The 16,111-nt window shown below is 70.3% G+C and carries 17 protein-coding genes and 1 pseudogene; 7 read left to right on the top strand and 11 right to left on the bottom strand.

Annotation, left to right across the window (positions count from 1 at the left end):
- Positions 1–20 precede the first annotated feature (20 nt).
- The 3 genes and pseudogenes from NF20_RS16455 to NF20_RS16445 all read right to left on the bottom strand — a co-directional run bounded on the left by NF20_RS16455 (position 21) and on the right by NF20_RS16445 (position 3,511).
- A complete protein-coding gene (locus NF20_RS16455; RefSeq protein WP_009978793.1) occupies positions 21–680 on the bottom strand; it encodes a TetR/AcrR family transcriptional regulator in 660 nt (219 codons plus the stop codon).
- 46 nt (positions 681–726) lie between these two features.
- Complete coding sequence (locus NF20_RS16450; RefSeq protein WP_009978792.1) at positions 727–2,256, bottom strand: aldehyde dehydrogenase family protein; 1,530 nt, start codon at positions 2,254–2,256, stop codon at positions 727–729.
- Positions 2,253–3,511 (bottom strand): annotated as a pseudogene (locus NF20_RS16445) (2-oxoadipate dioxygenase/decarboxylase family protein). The gene NF20_RS16450 and the pseudogene NF20_RS16445 overlap by 4 nt, the downstream one beginning before the upstream one ends.
- A 30-nt stretch (positions 3,512–3,541) precedes the next feature.
- On the opposite strand from NF20_RS16445, the gene NF20_RS16440 reads away from it, so the two are divergent.
- From NF20_RS16440 to usfY, 4 genes are all read left to right on the top strand, one after another.
- The gene (locus tag NF20_RS16440) at positions 3,542–3,994 is read left to right on the top strand and encodes an Lrp/AsnC family transcriptional regulator (RefSeq protein WP_003874513.1); all 453 of its coding nucleotides are present in this window, start codon (positions 3,542–3,544) and stop codon (positions 3,992–3,994) included.
- A 51-nt stretch (positions 3,995–4,045) separates the two neighbouring features.
- Complete coding sequence (gene lat / locus NF20_RS16435) at positions 4,046–5,386, top strand: L-lysine 6-transaminase (protein ID WP_009978790.1); 1,341 nt, start codon at positions 4,046–4,048, stop codon at positions 5,384–5,386.
- A gap of 195 nt (positions 5,387–5,581) precedes the next feature.
- Entirely contained in the window at positions 5,582–5,965 is a 384-nt protein-coding gene (locus tag NF20_RS16430; protein WP_003874515.1) for a hypothetical protein, read from the top strand.
- A 60-nt stretch (positions 5,966–6,025) separates the two neighbouring features.
- Positions 6,026–6,337, top strand: a complete 312-nt coding sequence (usfY, locus tag NF20_RS16425; protein ID WP_003874516.1) for a protein UsfY — start codon at positions 6,026–6,028, stop codon at positions 6,335–6,337.
- 188 nt (positions 6,338–6,525) lie between these two features.
- On the opposite strand, the gene NF20_RS27710 is transcribed toward usfY, so the two are convergent.
- Positions 6,526–6,675: a hypothetical protein gene (locus NF20_RS27710; protein ID WP_003874517.1), complete on the bottom strand. Its 150-nt coding sequence runs from the start codon at positions 6,673–6,675 to the stop codon at positions 6,526–6,528.
- Positions 6,676–6,782: 107 nt separating this feature from the next.
- Here NF20_RS27710 and NF20_RS16420 point away from each other — a divergent pair, with 107 nt between their 5' ends.
- Together NF20_RS16420 and NF20_RS16415 are read left to right on the top strand one after the other, a co-directional pair.
- Entirely contained in the window at positions 6,783–7,220 is a 438-nt protein-coding gene (locus tag NF20_RS16420; RefSeq protein ID WP_003878970.1) for an ATP-binding protein, read from the top strand.
- Complete coding sequence (locus NF20_RS16415; RefSeq protein ID WP_003878969.1) at positions 7,217–8,005, top strand: RNA polymerase sigma factor SigF; 789 nt, start codon at positions 7,217–7,219, stop codon at positions 8,003–8,005. The genes NF20_RS16420 and NF20_RS16415 overlap by 4 nt, the downstream gene beginning before the upstream one ends.
- Here the strand turns inward: NF20_RS16415 and NF20_RS16410 are convergent.
- The 7 genes from NF20_RS16410 to NF20_RS16380 form a co-directional block, all read right to left on the bottom strand.
- On the bottom strand, positions 7,976–8,410 hold the full coding sequence (locus NF20_RS16410) for an STAS domain-containing protein (protein WP_019732480.1): 435 nt from the start codon (positions 8,408–8,410) through the stop codon (positions 7,976–7,978). The genes NF20_RS16415 and NF20_RS16410 overlap by 30 nt on opposite strands.
- Before the next feature lie 184 nt (positions 8,411–8,594).
- Complete coding sequence (locus NF20_RS16405; protein ID WP_003874521.1) at positions 8,595–10,391, bottom strand: acetyl/propionyl/methylcrotonyl-CoA carboxylase subunit alpha; 1,797 nt, start codon at positions 10,389–10,391, stop codon at positions 8,595–8,597.
- A gap of 123 nt (positions 10,392–10,514) precedes the next feature.
- The gene (locus NF20_RS16400) at positions 10,515–10,937 is read right to left on the bottom strand and encodes a SufE family protein (protein ID WP_003874522.1); all 423 of its coding nucleotides are present in this window, start codon (positions 10,935–10,937) and stop codon (positions 10,515–10,517) included.
- Between the two features lie 10 nt (positions 10,938–10,947).
- On the bottom strand, positions 10,948–11,844 hold the full coding sequence (locus NF20_RS16395) for a sulfurtransferase (RefSeq protein ID WP_003878966.1): 897 nt from the start codon (positions 11,842–11,844) through the stop codon (positions 10,948–10,950).
- Positions 11,845–11,990: 146 nt separating this feature from the next.
- Positions 11,991–12,623: a Maf family protein gene (locus NF20_RS16390; protein WP_019732479.1), complete on the bottom strand. Its 633-nt coding sequence runs from the start codon at positions 12,621–12,623 to the stop codon at positions 11,991–11,993.
- Complete coding sequence (locus NF20_RS16385) at positions 12,620–12,880, bottom strand: acyl-CoA carboxylase subunit epsilon (RefSeq protein WP_011725969.1); 261 nt, start codon at positions 12,878–12,880, stop codon at positions 12,620–12,622. The genes NF20_RS16390 and NF20_RS16385 overlap by 4 nt, the downstream gene beginning before the upstream one ends.
- Positions 12,877–14,517, bottom strand: coding sequence for an acyl-CoA carboxylase subunit beta (locus NF20_RS16380; RefSeq protein WP_003874526.1), 1,641 nt, complete (start codon positions 14,515–14,517; stop codon positions 12,877–12,879). Before NF20_RS16380 ends, NF20_RS16385 begins: the two co-directional genes overlap by 4 nt.
- Positions 14,518–14,556: 39 nt before the next feature.
- Here NF20_RS16380 and NF20_RS16375 point away from each other — a divergent pair, with 39 nt between their 5' ends.
- Positions 14,557–16,110: an FAD-binding protein gene (locus NF20_RS16375; protein WP_011725968.1), complete on the top strand. Its 1,554-nt coding sequence runs from the start codon at positions 14,557–14,559 to the stop codon at positions 16,108–16,110.
- The last annotated feature ends 1 nt before the right edge of the window (position 16,111 follow it).

Below are 16,111 nucleotides of genomic sequence, written 5' to 3'. Positions count from 1 at the left end.
CCGACATGGTCGCGGCCCGCTCAGAGCCGCGAGTTGGCCATCGCCTCGCCCAGCTCCTCGGGGATCTCGGGCACCCGGCCGATGGCGTCCAGCAGCGCGTGCGCGCAGGCGTCGGCGAGCTTGTCGGCGTCGGTGGTGGGGTCGATGATGCGCTGCCGGCAGATCTCGAAGGTGAACGCCAGCCAGCCGTGCAGGATGACCCGCAGGTGCCGCTCGACGTCGGGCTCCAGGGTGGCGGGCACCTCGGCGAGCAGCTGGTTGATCCGGGACATGATGTGTTCCATCTGCCGGTTCTTGGCGTCGTCCTCGACGCCCAGCAGAACCGGGTCGGACCGGCCCAGGCCGACGTAGGCGGCCCATGCGGCCTCCGGGTTCTGCTCGTGGTAGGCCATGTAGGCCAACACCCCGACCCGGATCTCCTCATACATGGTCAACCCGGTGACGTCGTCCATGTTGGTGTTCTCGTACAGCCGGTCGGCCTCGTCCTTGACCACCGCCGCGAAAAACGCTCGCTTGTCCGGGAAGTAGTGGTACATCAGGGCCCGCGACACCCCGGCGCGCTCCGCGATCTCGTCGATGCGGACCTCGTCGTAGGGCCGCTTGCCGAAGACCTCCGCCCCTAAAGCGAGCAGCTCAGCCCGCCGATCTTCGGGGGATAATCGCCTTCGGGCCGTCGCCATGTGTCAGATAGTACTCATACGACATGAGACACCGGCCACAATGGATTCATCCGAACTCGACGCCCTGGGCCAGCGGTAATGCACCGGAATAATTGACGGTATTGGTACTTTGGCGCATGTAGGCCTTCCACGAGTCGCTGCCCGACTCCCGCCCGCCGCCGGTCTGCTTCTCCCCACCGAACGCGCCGCCGATCTCCGCGCCGGACGTGCCGATGTTGACATTGGCGATTCCGCAGTCGGATTCGTCCAGGAAGCGTTCCGCCTCGCGCAGGTCCGTGGTGAAGATGGCCGACGAAAGACCCTGCGGCACGGCATTATTGAGCGCAATCGCGTCGTCCAGCCGGTCATAGGTCAGCACGTAGAGGATGGGCGCGAACGTCTCGGTGGCCACGATGGGCGTCTGCGCGGGCATGCGCACCACCGCCGGCGCCACATAGTAAGAGCTCGGGTGCTCGACGGCGAAGGGGTGCCTGCGGTCGCCGTCGATCACCTCGCCGCCGTCGGCGCGCGCAGACTCCAGCGCCCCCACCATGTCGCGGTAAGCGGTCTCGTGGATCAGCGGCCCCACCAGCGTGCCCGGCTCGAACGGGTCGCCGATCGGGAGCCGGCGCAGCGCCGACACCACCCGGGCGACCACCTCGTCGGCCACCGAGTGGTGCACGATGAGCCGCCGCAACGTGGTGCAGCGCTGACCGGCGGTGCCGGCGGCGGCGAACACCACGGCCCGCACGGCCAGGTCCAGGTCGGCCGACGGCGTCACGACGGCGGCGTTGTTGCCGCCCAATTCCAGCAGCACCCGCCCGAACCGGGCCGCCACCCGCGGCCCGACCGCCCGGCCCATCCGCACCGACCCGGTCGCCGACACCAACGCGACGCGCTCGTCGTCCACCAGCAGCTCGCCCAGCTCGCGATCGCCCAGCACCACCGCGCTCACCCCGGGCGGGGCACCCACGTCGGCCGCGGCCCGGGCGATCAGCGCCTGGGTGGCCAGCGCCGTCAACGGCGTCAGCTCCGAGGGCTTCCACACCACGGTGTCCCCGCACACCAGCGCCAGCGCGGCATTCCACGCCCACACCGCGACCGGGAAGTTGAACGCGGTGATCACGCCGACCACCCCGAGCGGGTGCCAGGTCTCGGACAGCCGGTGCCCGGGGCGTTCCGAGGCGATGGTGCGGCCGTAGAGCTGCCGGGACAGGCCGACGGCGAACTGGCAGATGTCGATCATCTCCTGCACCTCGCCGGCCGCCTCGGAGGTGATCTTGCCGACCTCGAGGGTGACCAGGGCGGCCAGCTCGTCGCGGTGCGCGCGCAACAGCTCGCCCAGCCGCGCCACCAGCGCGCCGCGCACCGGGGCCGGGGTGCGGCGCCATTCCGAAAACGCTTGGGCTGCTTGGGTTATCGCGTGCTCGGCCTGATCGGGTGTGGTGGGTGCGACGGTGAACAGCACCTCGCCGGTGATCGGGGTGCTGGCGGGCAGCCCGTGCGCGTCCGGCGCGCCGAGCTCGACGTGGGCTCCGAGGGAGCGCAGGGCATCGGCGGCGCGGGCGCGCAATTCGTCGGCGGTGGGCAAAGTCATCGGGGGGCCTCCTGGGCAAGCGCCTCGTACAGCGGGTAGGGGTCGTGGATCTCGCGGCCGAGCGCCCCGGCCAGCCAGTCCTGGTCGTAGCCGGAGTCGTCGACGGCAGGGGCGGCCTGGGCGGCACCGGGGGTTTCCGCGTCCAGGTTGGACCGGAAGATGCCCGCCGCCGAGGCGGGCAGGAAGTCCTCGTAGACGATCGGTGCTGACGGGTCGCCGCCGCGGTAGTAGCCCAGGCCCTCGGCCGCCATCTGCGCGTCGGTGGCGGGAAAGTAGTTGGCCCACACCGCGGCCGGGTCGTCGGCGGCCATCGCGGCGTCGTAGCGGCGGCGGCCCCGCGGGGTCAGCGCCACACCGCGCGCCTCCACCTCGCCGAAGCGCACCCGTACCGTCCCCTCGGTGATGCGGCCGTCGTCGCCGCGGAACCGGCGGGGTTCGGCCAGCGCGCGAAAAGAGGTCTGCCGCAACAACACCGCCGGCCCGCCGGTGGCCGGCGGCCCTGGATGGCGTCGATCATCGCGATGCCGCGCCCGGTCATCCGCCGGTACAGCTCATCGATGTCCAGCACGCGCGGGGTCAGGTGGTTGAGGTGGGTGGAGCAGACACCGGCGATGTCGGCGGCCACCGCCGACACCCGCGACAGCTCGTCGTACCAGGACCGCTCGATCGGCTTGCCGGACAACGCGAATGACGCCACCGCGGCCGCGACGAACGGCCGGGCGGCATCGTCGGCGCAGCCGCCCGCGGCGGCGATGCTCCGGGCCCGGGCCAGCAACGCCGGATCGAACAGCTGCCGGTGCGCCAGGAAGTTGTCCACCCGGGCGCGCAGGTCGCGGTCGAAGTAGCGCCGGTCGCGGGTGGCCAGCATCGAGGTGAACATGCGAAACGGGTTGAGCGACAACTCGTTGCCGTCGACCGGCCGAAAAGCGGTGCACACCACCGGGATCGGCGACGCAGCGCGGCGCAGGTCGTAGTAGCCGACCGGCGCCATGCCGAACGCGGCGAAAAGATCGGCGACCGCGCGCAGTTCGGCCGGGCTGCCCACCCGGATGGCGCCGTGCCGCTCGGCGGTGACCCGGCGCAGCGAGCCCCACCGTTCGGCGTCGGGGTGCCGCGCCACGTGATCGGCGTTCACCCGCGTGCACACCTGCACCAGGGTGGCGTAGCCGGGCACCTCGGCGGCGTACATCGCCGAGAGGCCCGCGGCGAACATCGCGCGCAACCGCCAGGCGGGCAACCATTTCGGCCGGCTCAACGGGCACCGCCGCTGCGATAGTCTCCGGCCATGAGTGAGACGCTCGACGATGTCGACCGGATTCTGGTGCGCGAGCTGGTCGCCGACGGCCGCGCCACGCTGGCCGAGCTGGCCGCCAGCGCCCGGTTGTCGGTCTCGGCGGTGCAGTCGCGGGTGCGCAGGCTGGAGGCCCGCGGCGTGATCACGGGATACTCCGCGCGCATCGAACCGGAGGCGGTCGGGCACCGGCTGTCGGCGTTCGTGGCCATCACTCCTCTGGATCCCTCTCAACCCGATGATGCGCCGGCCCGCCTGCAGCACATCGAGGAGATCGAATCGTGCCATTCGGTGGCCGGCGAGGAAAGCTACGTGCTGCTGGTGCGCGTCGAGTCCGCCCGGGCGCTCGAGGACCTGCTGCAGCGGATCCGGACCGCCGCGAACGTCAGGACGCGAAGCACCATCATATTGAACACATTTTACGACAATAGGGTATATGTACCGTAAATCTTACTGTCTGTACCTCATGATTTCGTAAAGATCGGCTACCATGGCGGCATGACCGCCGCACTGGAACGCCTGGCCCGCGCCCGCTCCTGCACCGGCCCCGACCGGGTGCACGAGGTGTTGTCGCGCAGCATCCTGACCGACGGTTTCGACTTCGTGCTGGACCTGGACCGCTCCCGCGGATCGGTGCTCTATGACGCCCGGGACGGGCGGCGCTACCTGGACATGTTCACCTTCTTCGCGTCGTCGGCGCTGGGCATGAACCACCCCGCGCTGGCGCGCGATGCGGAGTTTCGCGCCGAGCTGACGGCCGCCGCGCTGAACAAGCCCAGCAATTCCGACGTCTACTCGGTGCCGATGGCCCGCTTCGTCGAGACCTTCGTCCGGGTGCTGGGCGACCCGGCGCTGCCGCATCTGTTCTTCGTCGACGGCGGCGCGCTGGCCGTGGAGAACGCGCTCAAGGTGGCGTTCGACTGGAAGAACCGGCACAACGAACGGCGCGGTGTCGACCCCGCGCTGGGCACCCGGGTGCTGCACCTGCGCGGCGCCTTCCACGGCCGCAGCGGCTACACGCTGTCGCTGACCAACACCAAGCCGGTCACGGTGGCCCGCTTCCCGAGGTTCGACTGGCCGCGGATCGACGCGCCCCACCTGCGGTGCGGGGCCGACATCGACGCCCTGGAGGCCGAGTCGCTGCGGCAGGCCCGCGCGGCGTTCGCGGCGCACCCGCACGACATCGCCTGCTTCATCGCCGAACCCATCCAGGGCGAGGGCGGCGACCGCCACTTCCGGCCGGAGTTCTTCGCGGCCATGCGGCGGCTATGCGACGAACACGACGCTTTGCTGATCTTCGACGAGGTGCAGACGGGCTGCGGGTTGACCGGAACCGCCTGGGCCTACCAGCAATTCGGCGTGCAGCCCGACGTGGTGGCGTTCGGCAAGAAGACCCAGGTGTGCGGAATCATGGCCGGCCGCCGGGTCGACGAGGTGGCCGACAACGTGTTCGCGGTGTCGTCGCGGCTGAACTCCACCTGGGGCGGCAACCTGGCCGACATGGTGCGGGCCCGCCGCATCCTGGAGGTGATCGAGGCCGACGAGCTGTTCGAGCACGCCGCCCGGCAGGGCGCCTACCTGCTGCGCGGCCTGCACGACCTGGCCCGCGAGTTCCCCGGCCTGGTGCTCGACGTCCGCGGCCGCGGGCTGATGTGCGCGTTCAGCCTGCCCACCACGGCGGACCGCGACGAGCTGATCGGCCGGCTGTGGCGAGGCGGGGTGATCGTGTTGCCCACGGGCGACGACGGGGTGCGGTTCCGCCCGGCGCTGACCGTCTCGCGCGGCGAGATCGACGCGGCGATCGGGGCGGTCCGCGACGCGCTGCCGACCCTGGGCTAGCGTCCCGGACCGGTTTACCCGGGTTTGCCGGCGGGTATCTGATCCCGTGCGCATTGCGCTGCCACCGCGCGGCCGCCAGGGCGGCGCGTCCGCGGGCCGCCGAGGCGCCCACCGGCCGCCGTCGGGCCGCCGTAACCATTGCGGCGCGGGCAGCGATGAAACAAGACGGGGGGCCGAGCCGGGGGAGTGAGGACGATGCAGAAGGCAGACGAGCGGTCGGGCGGTGATCGCCTGGGCCAGGAAGACCGTGAGGTGCACGCCGCCATCCGGTTCGCCGTGCTGTGCGCGGCCGGCGCCGTCGGCTTCCTGCTGATCGCCGCGGTGTGGGTGAGCACCTGCCCGACCGGCGGTGTGGACACCGTCGCGTGCGGGCCGCCCCAGCGCACGCTGCTGGCGTTCGGCGGCCCGCTGATCGCGTTGGCCGGCGGGATCTGGGCGTTCGTGCGCACCTACCGGGTGTGGAAGGCCCGCGGCACCTGGTGGGGCTGGCACGGCGCGGGCTGGTTCCTGCTGACCGTGATGGCGCTGATGGTGGCCATGGGAGTCGCCCCAATCGCCGGTCCGGTGCTGGCCCTGTAGCTTTGCCCTTCAGCTTTGCCCGGCCGCGATCTAACGTTGAGGGTGCGGTGAGGAGCAGCCATGGGAGACACCTTTCACGACCCCGTCGACCATCTGAGGACCACGCGGCCGCTCGCCGGCGAGTCGCTGATCGACGTCCTGCACTGGCCGGGGTATCTGTTAGTCGTCGCGGGCGTCGTCGGAGCCTGCGGAAGCCTTGCGGCGTTTGCCACCGGACATCATCACGAGGGCATGACGGCCGGCGTCACGGCGGTCATCGCCGCGGTGCTGGGGCTGGTCTGGCTGGCCGTGGAGCACCGCCGGATCCGCCGGATCGCCGACCGCTGGTACGCCGAACATCCCGAGGTGCACAGGCAGTGGCCGGCCAGCTGACGGCGCCGAATTGCCCCGGTGTTTCCGGGCCTCGCCGGCCGGGTCGCCGGCCGCCGGACCAGCCGCGACGGCTGCCGCCCTGAAATTTTGCGGGATAGCCGAATCCGCGGTTACGGGCCGCGTCGAGCGGGTATCAAGGTGGCACCATGATGAGTGCCGAAACGGTCGCGTCACCTCGAAATCGAACGTCACCCCATCATCGGGGACACAATCACGAACACCCCGACATAAATGCCTGCTGCGACGACAATCAATACGTCCAGCGTGATCCCGGCGATCACCGCGACGCGTCGCAGGCGGCGCGTCGCGACCATGTCGGTGGTGTCAGGCCCGTCCACCCCGGGCGGAACTCCCGGCGGCGATCATGACTAACCGGCTCGAACGCACGGTCCACGGTGGGCTGCAGAGCAGTAGTAGTGTCAGTCGAACATTGCCGGGAGACCATATGAAGGATGCTGGATTGCACGCTGACAAGCGTCCGCGCGGCCACCGCGCCGTCGAACTCCATGTCGCCGCGCGGCTGGAAAACCTCGCGATGCTGCGCACCCTGGTCGGCGCCATCGGCACTTTCGAGGACCTGGATTTCGATGCGGTGGCGGACCTGCGGCTCGCGGTCGACGAAGTGTGCACCCGGTTGATTCGCTCCGCCACTCCCGACGCGACGCTGATCGTCGTGGTCGACCCGCAAGACGACCAATTAGTGGTCGAGGCTTCCGCGGCATGCGACACCCACGACGTGGTGGCGCCCGGCAGCTTCAGCTGGCATGTGCTGACGTCGTTGGCCGACGACGTTCAGACTTTCCATGACGGTCGCGAACCCAACGAAGCCGGCAGTGTCTTCGGCATCACACTGACGGCGCGACGGGCGGCCTCCAGCAGGTGACAGCGCGAGCTGCCGGCGGTTCGGTTTCTCGCCCGAACGAATACGCCGATGTCCCGGACATGTTCCGTGAGTTGGCCACTGCCGAGCCCGACTCGATGGAGTTTCAGCGTCAACGGGACAAGATCGTCGAGCGGTGCCTGCCGCTGGCCGACCACATTGCGCGCCGCTTCGAGGGCCGCGGCGAGCCCCGCGACGACCTGGTTCAGGTGGCCCGGGTCGGCCTGGTCAACGCGGTGGTCCGGTTCGACGTCGACGCCGGCTCGGACTTCGTCTCGTTCGCGGTGCCCACCATCATGGGTGAGGTTCGCCGGCACTTCCGGGACAACAGCTGGTCGGTGAAGGTGCCGCGGCGGCTCAAGGAACTGCACCTGCGGCTGGGCACCGCGACCGCCGACCTGTCGCAGCGGCTGGGCCGGGCGCCCACCGCGACCGAGCTCGCCGCGGAGCTGGAGATGGACCGCGAAGAGGTGGTCGAGGGGCTGGTCGCCGGCAGCTCCTACAACACCTTGTCCATCGACAGCGGCGGCGGCAGCGAAGAAGAGGAAGTGCGCGCGATCGCCGACACGCTGGGCGACGTGGACACCGGGCTGGACCGCATCGAGGACCAGGAGTCGCTGCGGCCGTTGCTCGAGGCGCTGCCCGAACGCGAACGCACCGTGCTGGTGTTGCGGTTCTTCGAGTCGATGACCCAAACCCAGATCGCCGAGCGGGTGGGCATCTCGCAGATGCACGTGTCGCGGCTGCTGGCCAAGTCGCTAACGCGGCTTCGTGACCAATTGCAGTAGCGGCCCGGGCGATTCGTCGCCGTTGGCCCGCCGCGGCTCCAGCAGCGGCTCGGCCTTCGGGGTGGTCACCGGCAACGTGCCGTCCGGGTCGCACAGCCGCAGCAGCCGCGCCACCGCGGGGCTGGGCGCCATGGCCCACGACGTCTGGGCCGCCGAGCAGATCACGTTGATCCGATGCAGGGCCGAAAAACCTGCGGTGCCAATGAAATTCAGGCCACGCAGGTCCAGGATCACGCGGCGGGAACGGTTGACGCTCTGTTGCACGTAGGCGGCGAGCTGATCGGCGTTGGCGGCGTCGAGTTCGCCGTCGACGGTGATCAGGGTCCCGGTCAGCCCCCACCGCGCCGTGAATTGTGCGGTGCGGCTTTGCTGCCAAGATTGGGCCACAGACATCGCTGACTCCATCCCGTGCGGAGATCGTGCTGTGGAACACGTCGGCGATGCCGGAAAAGTTCGGCGGGGGCAGGGAATTCAGCCTGCCTCCACGTCACCGACGCATCCCGGGCGGCTGTGAACTCAACCTTGCCGGTAACCCTACTCCCGGCGCCCGGGCGCGACAACGCCGTCGGCGAAATCTCTCGCCGGAGCCCTACTTGATCTCGGCGAGCACCGTGCCCTGGGTGATGGCGGCGCCGGCCTCGACCGCAAGGCCGGTGATGACGCCGTCCTTGTGCGCGGTGACCGGGTTCTCCATCTTCATCGCCTCGAGCACCACCACCAGGTCGCCGGCGGAGACCTCCTGGCCCTCCTCGACCGCGACCTTGACCACGGTGCCCTGCATGGGCGCGGTGACCGCGTCGCCGGAGGCCGTCGCGCCGCCGTGCCCGCCCCGCTTGCGCGGCTTGGGCTTCTTGCGGATCACGCCGGCCGGGTCGGCCGAGCCACCGTTGGACAGGGCCAGATCCCCGGGTAGCGACACCTCGAGCCGGCGGCCGCCGACCTCCACCACCACCTTCTGGCGGGGCCGGGCGTCCTCGTCGTCCAGGGGCTCGCCGCCGGTGAACGGCTCGACGGTGTTGTTCCACTCGGTCTCGATCCAGCGGGTGTGCACCGCGAACCCGTTGTCGTCACCGATGAAGGCCGGGTCGCGCACCACGGCGCGGTGGAACGGGATGACGGTGGCCAGACCCTCGACGTGGAACTCGTCCAGGGCGCGGCGGGCGCGGGCCAGCGCCTGCTGCCGGTCGGCGCCGTACACGATCAGCTTGGACAGCATCGAGTCGAACTGCCCGCCGATCACCGAGCCGGCCTCGACGCCGGAGTCCAGCCGCACCCCGGGCCCGGTGGGGATGTCGTAGCGGGTGACCGGGCCGGGCGCGGGCAGGAAGTTGCGTCCCGCGTCCTCGCCGTTGATCCGGAACTCGATGGCGTGCCCGCGCGGCTCCGGGTCCTCGGTGATGTCCAGCTTGTCGCCGTTGGCGATCTTGAACTGCTGCAGCACCAGGTCGATGCCGGCGGTCTCCTCGGTGACCGGGTGCTCGACCTGCAGACGGGTGTTGACCTCCAGGAAGGAGATCAGGCCGTCCTGGCCGACCAGGTATTCGACGGTGCCGGCGCCGTAGTAGTGGGCCTCCTTGCAGATCCGCTTGGCCGACTCGTGGATCTCCTTGCGCTGCGCGTCCGACAGGAACGGCGCCGGCGCCTCCTCGACCAGCTTCTGGAACCGGCGCTGCAGCGAGCAGTCGCGGGTGCCGGCGACGACGACGTTGCCGTGCTGGTCGGCGATCACCTGGGCCTCGACGTGGCGCGGCTTGTCCAGGTAGCGCTCGACGAAGCACTCGCCGCGGCCGAACGCCGCGACGGCCTCGCGCACCGCCGACTCGTAGAGCTCGGGGATCTCCTCGATGGTGCGGGCCACCTTCATGCCCTTGCCGCCGCCGCCGAACGCGGCCTTGATGGCGATCGGCACGCCGTACTCCTTGGCGAAGGCCACCACCTCGTCGGCGTCCTTGACCGGGTCGGGGGTGCCGGGCACCAGCGGCGCCTGCGCGCGGGCGGCGATGTGGCGGGCGGTGACCTTGTCACCGAGGTCGCGGATGGACTGCGGGCTGGGGCCGATCCAGATCAGCCCGGCGTCGATCACGGCCTGGGCGAAGTCGGCGTTCTCGGACAGGAAGCCGTAGCCGGGGTGGATGGCGTTGGCCCCGGACTTGGCGGCCGCGTCGAGCAGCTTGCCGAAGTCCAGGTAGGACTCGGCCGACGTCTGACCACCCAGAGCGAACGCCTCGTCGGCCAGCCGGACGTGCGGCGCGTCGGCATCCGGTTCGGCGTACACCGCCACGCTGGACAGGCCCGCATCGCGGGCCGCGCGGATCACCCGGACAGCGATCTCGCCGCGGTTGGCGACGAGCACCTTGGAGATCCTCGAGCTGGCGTGACTGGCCACTGCGCCTCCTGTTTGGCATATCGGCAGACGTATTGCTGCGGGGCTTCTCTAAGAGAATTTCTTACTACGAGTTCTCCGGAAGTCTAAGCGCCGCACCGTTGGGCCGACGCAGGCGGTCCGGATTTAGCCGGGCGACTCGCGCAGCCTGCGCTTGATCCGGGCGAGCATCGCCGACAGGCCCCGCAATCGCAGCGGGCTGATCAGCGCGGCCAGCCCGAGGTCATCATAAAAATCCTCTGGCACCGCGAGGATGTCGGCGGCGGGCTGGCGGTCCAGACCGGTGGCCAGGATCGCGGCGAAGCCCCGGGTGGTCGGCGATTCGGCGGGTGCGGAAAAGTGCAGCCGCACCCGGTTCCGGTCGCTGGCATCGACGTGCATGAACAGCGGCGTCTGGCATTCGGGCACCGGCTCCATGGCCGCCTCCTCGAGCTCCGGCGGCAGCGGGGGGAGTTCGTTGGCGAATTCCAGCAGCAGCGCCAGCTTGTCCTGGCCCTGCACTTCGGCGAAGTCGGACACCACTTCGGCCAGCGGCGCGGGGATGCTCATCGCGCCGCCGTCACACTCCCGCCGGCGCCTGACCGGGCTCCTCGCCCGCCACTATCGGGGTGCGCACCGTGTTTCCCCATTCGGTCCACGAGCCGTCGTAGTTGCGCACTCCCGGCTTGCCCAGCAGATGCGTCAGCACGAACCAGGTGTGGCTGGACCGCTCGCCGATGCGGCAGTACACCACGGTCTTGTCGTCGGGCCGGAGGAACCCGTAGAGCTCCTCGAGTTCCGCGCGGCTGCGGAAACGCCCGCTCTCGTCGACCGCCTTGGCCCAGGGGATGGACCGGGCGGTGGGGATGTGACCGCCGCGCAGCACGCCCTCCTCGGGATACTCCGGCATGTGGGTGCGCTTGCCGGTGTACTCGTCGGGGGAGCGGACGTCGATCAGCGGCTGGCTGCCCAGGATGGCCAGCACGTCGTCCTTGAAGGCGCGGATGGGCGCGTCGTTGCGGGTGACGACGGGGTAGCCGGTGGAGGTCTTGGTGGGCACGTCCAGGGTGGTCTCGCGGCGTTCGGCCAGCCACAGGTCGCGCCCGCCGTTGAGCAGCCGCACGTCGGGGTGGCCGAACAGGGTGAACACCCACAGCGCGTAGGCCGCCCACCAGTTGCTCTTGTCGCCGTAGATCACCACGGTGTCGTCGCGGGAGATGCCCTTGCGGTCCATCAGCTCGGCGAACCGCGCGCCGTCGATGTAGTCGCGCACCCGCGGGTCGTTGAGGTCGGTGTGCCAGTCGATCTTGACCGCGCCGGGGATGTGGCCGACGTCGTAGAGCAGCACGTCCTCGTCGGACTCGACGATCACCAGGCCGGGGGCGCCCAGGTTGGCCGACAGCCAGTCGGCGGTCACCAGGCGCTCGGGGTGCGCGTATTCCTGCAGGGACGGGTGTGGATCGGGCGGTAGTGGCACGGTTTCGAGCCTACCCATCTCGTTGCTCGGGGCCCAACGTCGACTTTGTCGGTGGCACGGCGCGCCAACGTCGACTTGTTGTCGGGAATTTCGGGTTTTCGGCCCAACAACTCGACGTTGGGCGTCCCTTGGCTCGACGTTGGACGTCAGTCGGCCGCCCACAGCGCGGACACCGACAGCCCCACCCGCGCCAGCAGGGTCCGCAGCAGCGGCAGGCTGACGCCGATCACGTTGGACGGGTCGCCGTCGATCCCGTCGACGAACCAGCCGCCCAGGCCGTCCAGGGTGAAGCCGCCGGCCACCGCCAGCGGCTCCCCGCCGGCCACGTACGCCCGCAGATCCGCCTCGGCGGGAGAGGCGAAATGCACTGTGGTGCAAGCTGATTCGACTTCGCGGTGGGTGATATCGCCGTCGCGCAGCCGCAACAGGCAGTGCCCGGTGTACAGCCCGCCGGACCGCCCGCCGATGCGGCGCCACTGGCGCAGCGCGGCGTCGGCCGAGCCCGGTTTGCCGCACAGCCCGCCGTCGATGAACAGCATCGAATCACAGCCGACCACAACGCAATCGGCGGCGACGCCGGCCTGAAGCGCGCCGGCCACCCGGTCGGCCTTGGCCGTCGCCAGCGCGCACACCACGGCGCTTGGCGACGCATCCGGCCCCAGCGCGGCGATCACCGCGTCCTCGTCCACCCCGGACACCACGACCAGCGGGTCCACCCCCGCCTGGCGCAGCACCTTGAGCCGGCCGGCCGAGGCCGAGGCCAGCACCAGGCGGGTCAACGCCTCAGGTGCGTCATCTGCTGCATGGTCAGCCGCTGGTAGTTGGACATCGCGAAGCGCAGCCGGTCGACCGGAAGACCCCAGCGGGTCTTCTCGGGCTGCTCGGGCTCCGGCGCGCCGCCGACACATCCCAGCACCGTGACCAGCGCGGCCACCTCCTCGACGGTGGGTTCACCCTTGAGGATCTGGATGTGCGGCTCGTGCGGCGCGGCTTCGGTTGCGGCCGAAGCGTTTTCGTCACTCGTGGCGGAACTCATAGCGGAATGTTCCCGTGCTTCTTGGGGGGCAGATGGGCGATCTTGCGTTCCAGCAGCCGCAGCGCGGTGGCGATGTAGCCGCGGGTGTGTGATGGCGGGATCACCGCGTCGACGTAGCCGCGCTCGGCGGCGACGTACGGGTTGACCAGGGTGTCCTCGTACTCCTGCTGCAGCTGCAGCCGCAGCGCGTCGACGTCCTCGCCCTTCTTCGCGGCCTCGGCCAGCTGCTTGCGGTAGACGAACCCGACCGCACCCGAGGCGCCCATCACCGCGATCTGCGCCGACGGCCAGGCGATGTTGACGTCGCAGCCCATGTCCTTGGAGCCCATCACGCAGTAGGCGCCGCCGTAGGCCTTGCGGGTGATCACGGTGATCTTGGGGACGGTGGCCTCGCCGTAGGCGTACAGCAGCTTGGCGCCGCGCCGGATGATGCCGTTGTACTCCTGGCCGGTGCCCGGCAGAAAGCCCGGGACGTCGACCAGCATGATGATCGGGATGTTGAAGCAGTCGCAGGTCCGCACGAACCGCGCCGCCTTCTCCGAGGCGTTGATGTCCAGGCAGCCGGCGAACTGGGTGGGCTGGTTGGCCACGATCCCGACCGGCCGGCCGTCGATGCGGCCGAACCCGACGACGATGTTCTGCGCGTAACCGCCCTGGATTTCCAGGAACTCGTCGTCGTCGAGGATCCGGGTGATCACCTCGTGCATGTCGTAGGGCTGGTTGGGCGAGTCCGGGATCAGCGTGTCCAGCTCGAGGTCCTCGTCGGTGAGGTTGTCCTCGATGGCCCCCGCCGGGTGCGGCTCGGCGTAGCGGGGCGGGTCGGTGGCGTTGTTGGGCGGCAGGTAGCTGAGCAGGTCGCGGACCCAGTCGAAGGCGTCCTGCTCGCCCGAGGCCACGTAGTGCAGGGTGCCCGACTTGGCCATGTGGGTGTGCGCGCCGCCCAGCTCCTCCATGGTGACGTCCTCACCGGTGACGGTCTTGATGACGTCGGGCCCGGTGATGAACATCTGGCTGGTCTGGTCGACCATGACGACGAAGTCGGTCAGGGCGGGGGAGTAGACGTGCCCGCCGGCGGCCGCGCCCATGATCAGCGAGATCTGCGGGATGACGCCCGAGGCCAGGATGTTGTTGCGGAAGATGCGGCTGTAGAGGCCCAGCGAGACGACGCCCTCCTGGATGCGGGCGCCGGCGCCGTCGTTGATGCCGATCAGCGGGCGGCCCGTCTTGATGGCCAGCTCCTGCACCTTGACGATCTTCTCGCCGTACACCTCGCCCAGGCTGCCGCCGAACACGGTGGCGTCCTGGCTGAAGATGCACACGTCGCGGCCGTCGATGGTGCCGTAGCCGGTGATCACACCGTCGCCGAGCGGGCGGTTGTTCTCCAGGCCGAAGTTCTTGCTGCGGTGCCGGGCCAGCGCGTCCAGCTCCACGAACGAGTCCTCGTCGAGCAGGGCCAGGATCCGCTCGCGGGCGGTCAGCTTGCCCTTGGCGTGCACCTTCTCGACGGCCTCTTCACCCACCGGGTGCAGCGACTCCTCGCGGCGCTTGTGCAGCTCGGCCAGCTTGCCCGCGGTGGTGTGGATGTCGATGGAGTGTTCCGCGGCGGGTTCGGCGGTGTGGTCGGTAACGCTCGTCATGGGAGACGAGCTTAGCGGCGCGGATAGGCTGCGCTGACTATGGGCACGGTGCAGTGGACCGCGGAGTGCGACGTGCTGGTGGCGGGATCCGGTGCCGGCGGCGTCACCGGCGCCTACACCGCGGCGCGCGAGGGCCTCGAGGTGCTGCTCGTCGAGGCGACGTCGAAATTCGGTGGCACGACCGCCTATTCGGGCGGCGGCGGCGTCTGGTTCCCGTGCAATCCGGTGCTGATCCGCGCGGGCACCGACGACACCATCGAGGACGCGCTCACCTACTACCACGCCGTGGTCGGCGACCGCACCCCGCGCGAGCTGCAGGAAACCTATGTGCGCGGCGGGGCCCCACTGATCGAATACCTGGAGGCCGACCCGCACCTGGCGTTCGTGCCGTTGCCCTGGCCCGACTACTACGGCAAGGCGCCCAAGGCGCGGCTGGACGGCCAACGCCACATCGCCGCCAAGCCGCTGCCGGTGGCCGCCGCCCCCGAATTCCGGACGGTGATCCGCGGGCCCTTGGACACCGACCGGCTCGGCGCCGAACCGCCGTCCGACTACTACCTCGGGGGCCGCGCGCTAATCGCCCGGTTCCTGCGGGCCATCGGCGAGTTCCCGACGGCCACGCTGCGGCGCGACACCGCCCTGGTGGAGCTCGTGCGCACCGACGGCCGGGTGGTCGGCGCGGTGGTCGAGACCGGCGGTGAGCGCCGCGCCGTCCGCGCCCGGCGCGGGGTGCTGCTGGCCGCCGGGGGCTTCGAGGCCAACCCGGACTTGCGCCGCGCCTACGGGGTGCCGGGGCAGGCGCGAGACACCATGGGCGGCCCGGGAAGTCGCGGCCTGGCGCTGCAGGCGGGCATCGCCGTCGGCGCCGACACCGACCTGCTGGACCAGGCGTGGTGGTCGCCGGGCCTGACCCATCCCGACGGCCGCTCGGCGTTCGCGCTGTGGTTCACCGGCGGCATCTTCGTCAACCAGTCCGCCGACCGGTTCGTCAACGAGTCCATGGCCTACGACCGGGCCGGCCGGCAGATCCTGGCCCACCTGCGGGACGGGTCGCTCAGGCTGCCGTACTGGATGATCTACGACGACAAGGAGGGTGCGGTGCCGCCGGTGAAGGCGACCAACGTCTCCCTCGTCGAGACCGAGAAATACGTCGCCGCCGGCTTGTGGCACACCGCGGACAGCCTGCCCGAGCTGGCCGCTAAGATCGGCGTTCCCGCGCAGCGGCTGACGGCAACGGTGTTGCGGTTCAACGGGTTTGCCGCCGCCGGCGTCGACGAGGACTTCGGCCGGGGCGACGAGGCGTTCGACCGGGCCTTCTCGGCGGGCGCCTCCCCGCTGGTGCCCATCGACACACCGCCGTATCACGCCGCCGCGTTCGGCGTCTCCGATCTGGGCACCAAGGGCGGTCTGCGCACCGACACCGCGGCCCGCGTGCTGGACACCGCCGGCCGGCCCATCCCCGGGGTGTACGCGGCGGGCAACACCATGGCCGCCCCCAGCGGCACCACCTATCCCGGCGGCGGCAACCCGATCGGAACCAGCATGCTGTTCAGCCATCTGGCCGTGCTGGACATGCGCGACCGCCGGCCGTGAG

Source organism: Mycobacterium sp. MAC_080597_8934, from assembly GCF_000523975.1.
GTDB classification, from domain to species: domain Bacteria; phylum Actinomycetota; class Actinomycetes; order Mycobacteriales; family Mycobacteriaceae; genus Mycobacterium; species Mycobacterium avium.
The sequence above is the reverse complement of the archived record's forward strand: the minus strand, read 5'-3'. Positions and strand labels throughout refer to the sequence as shown.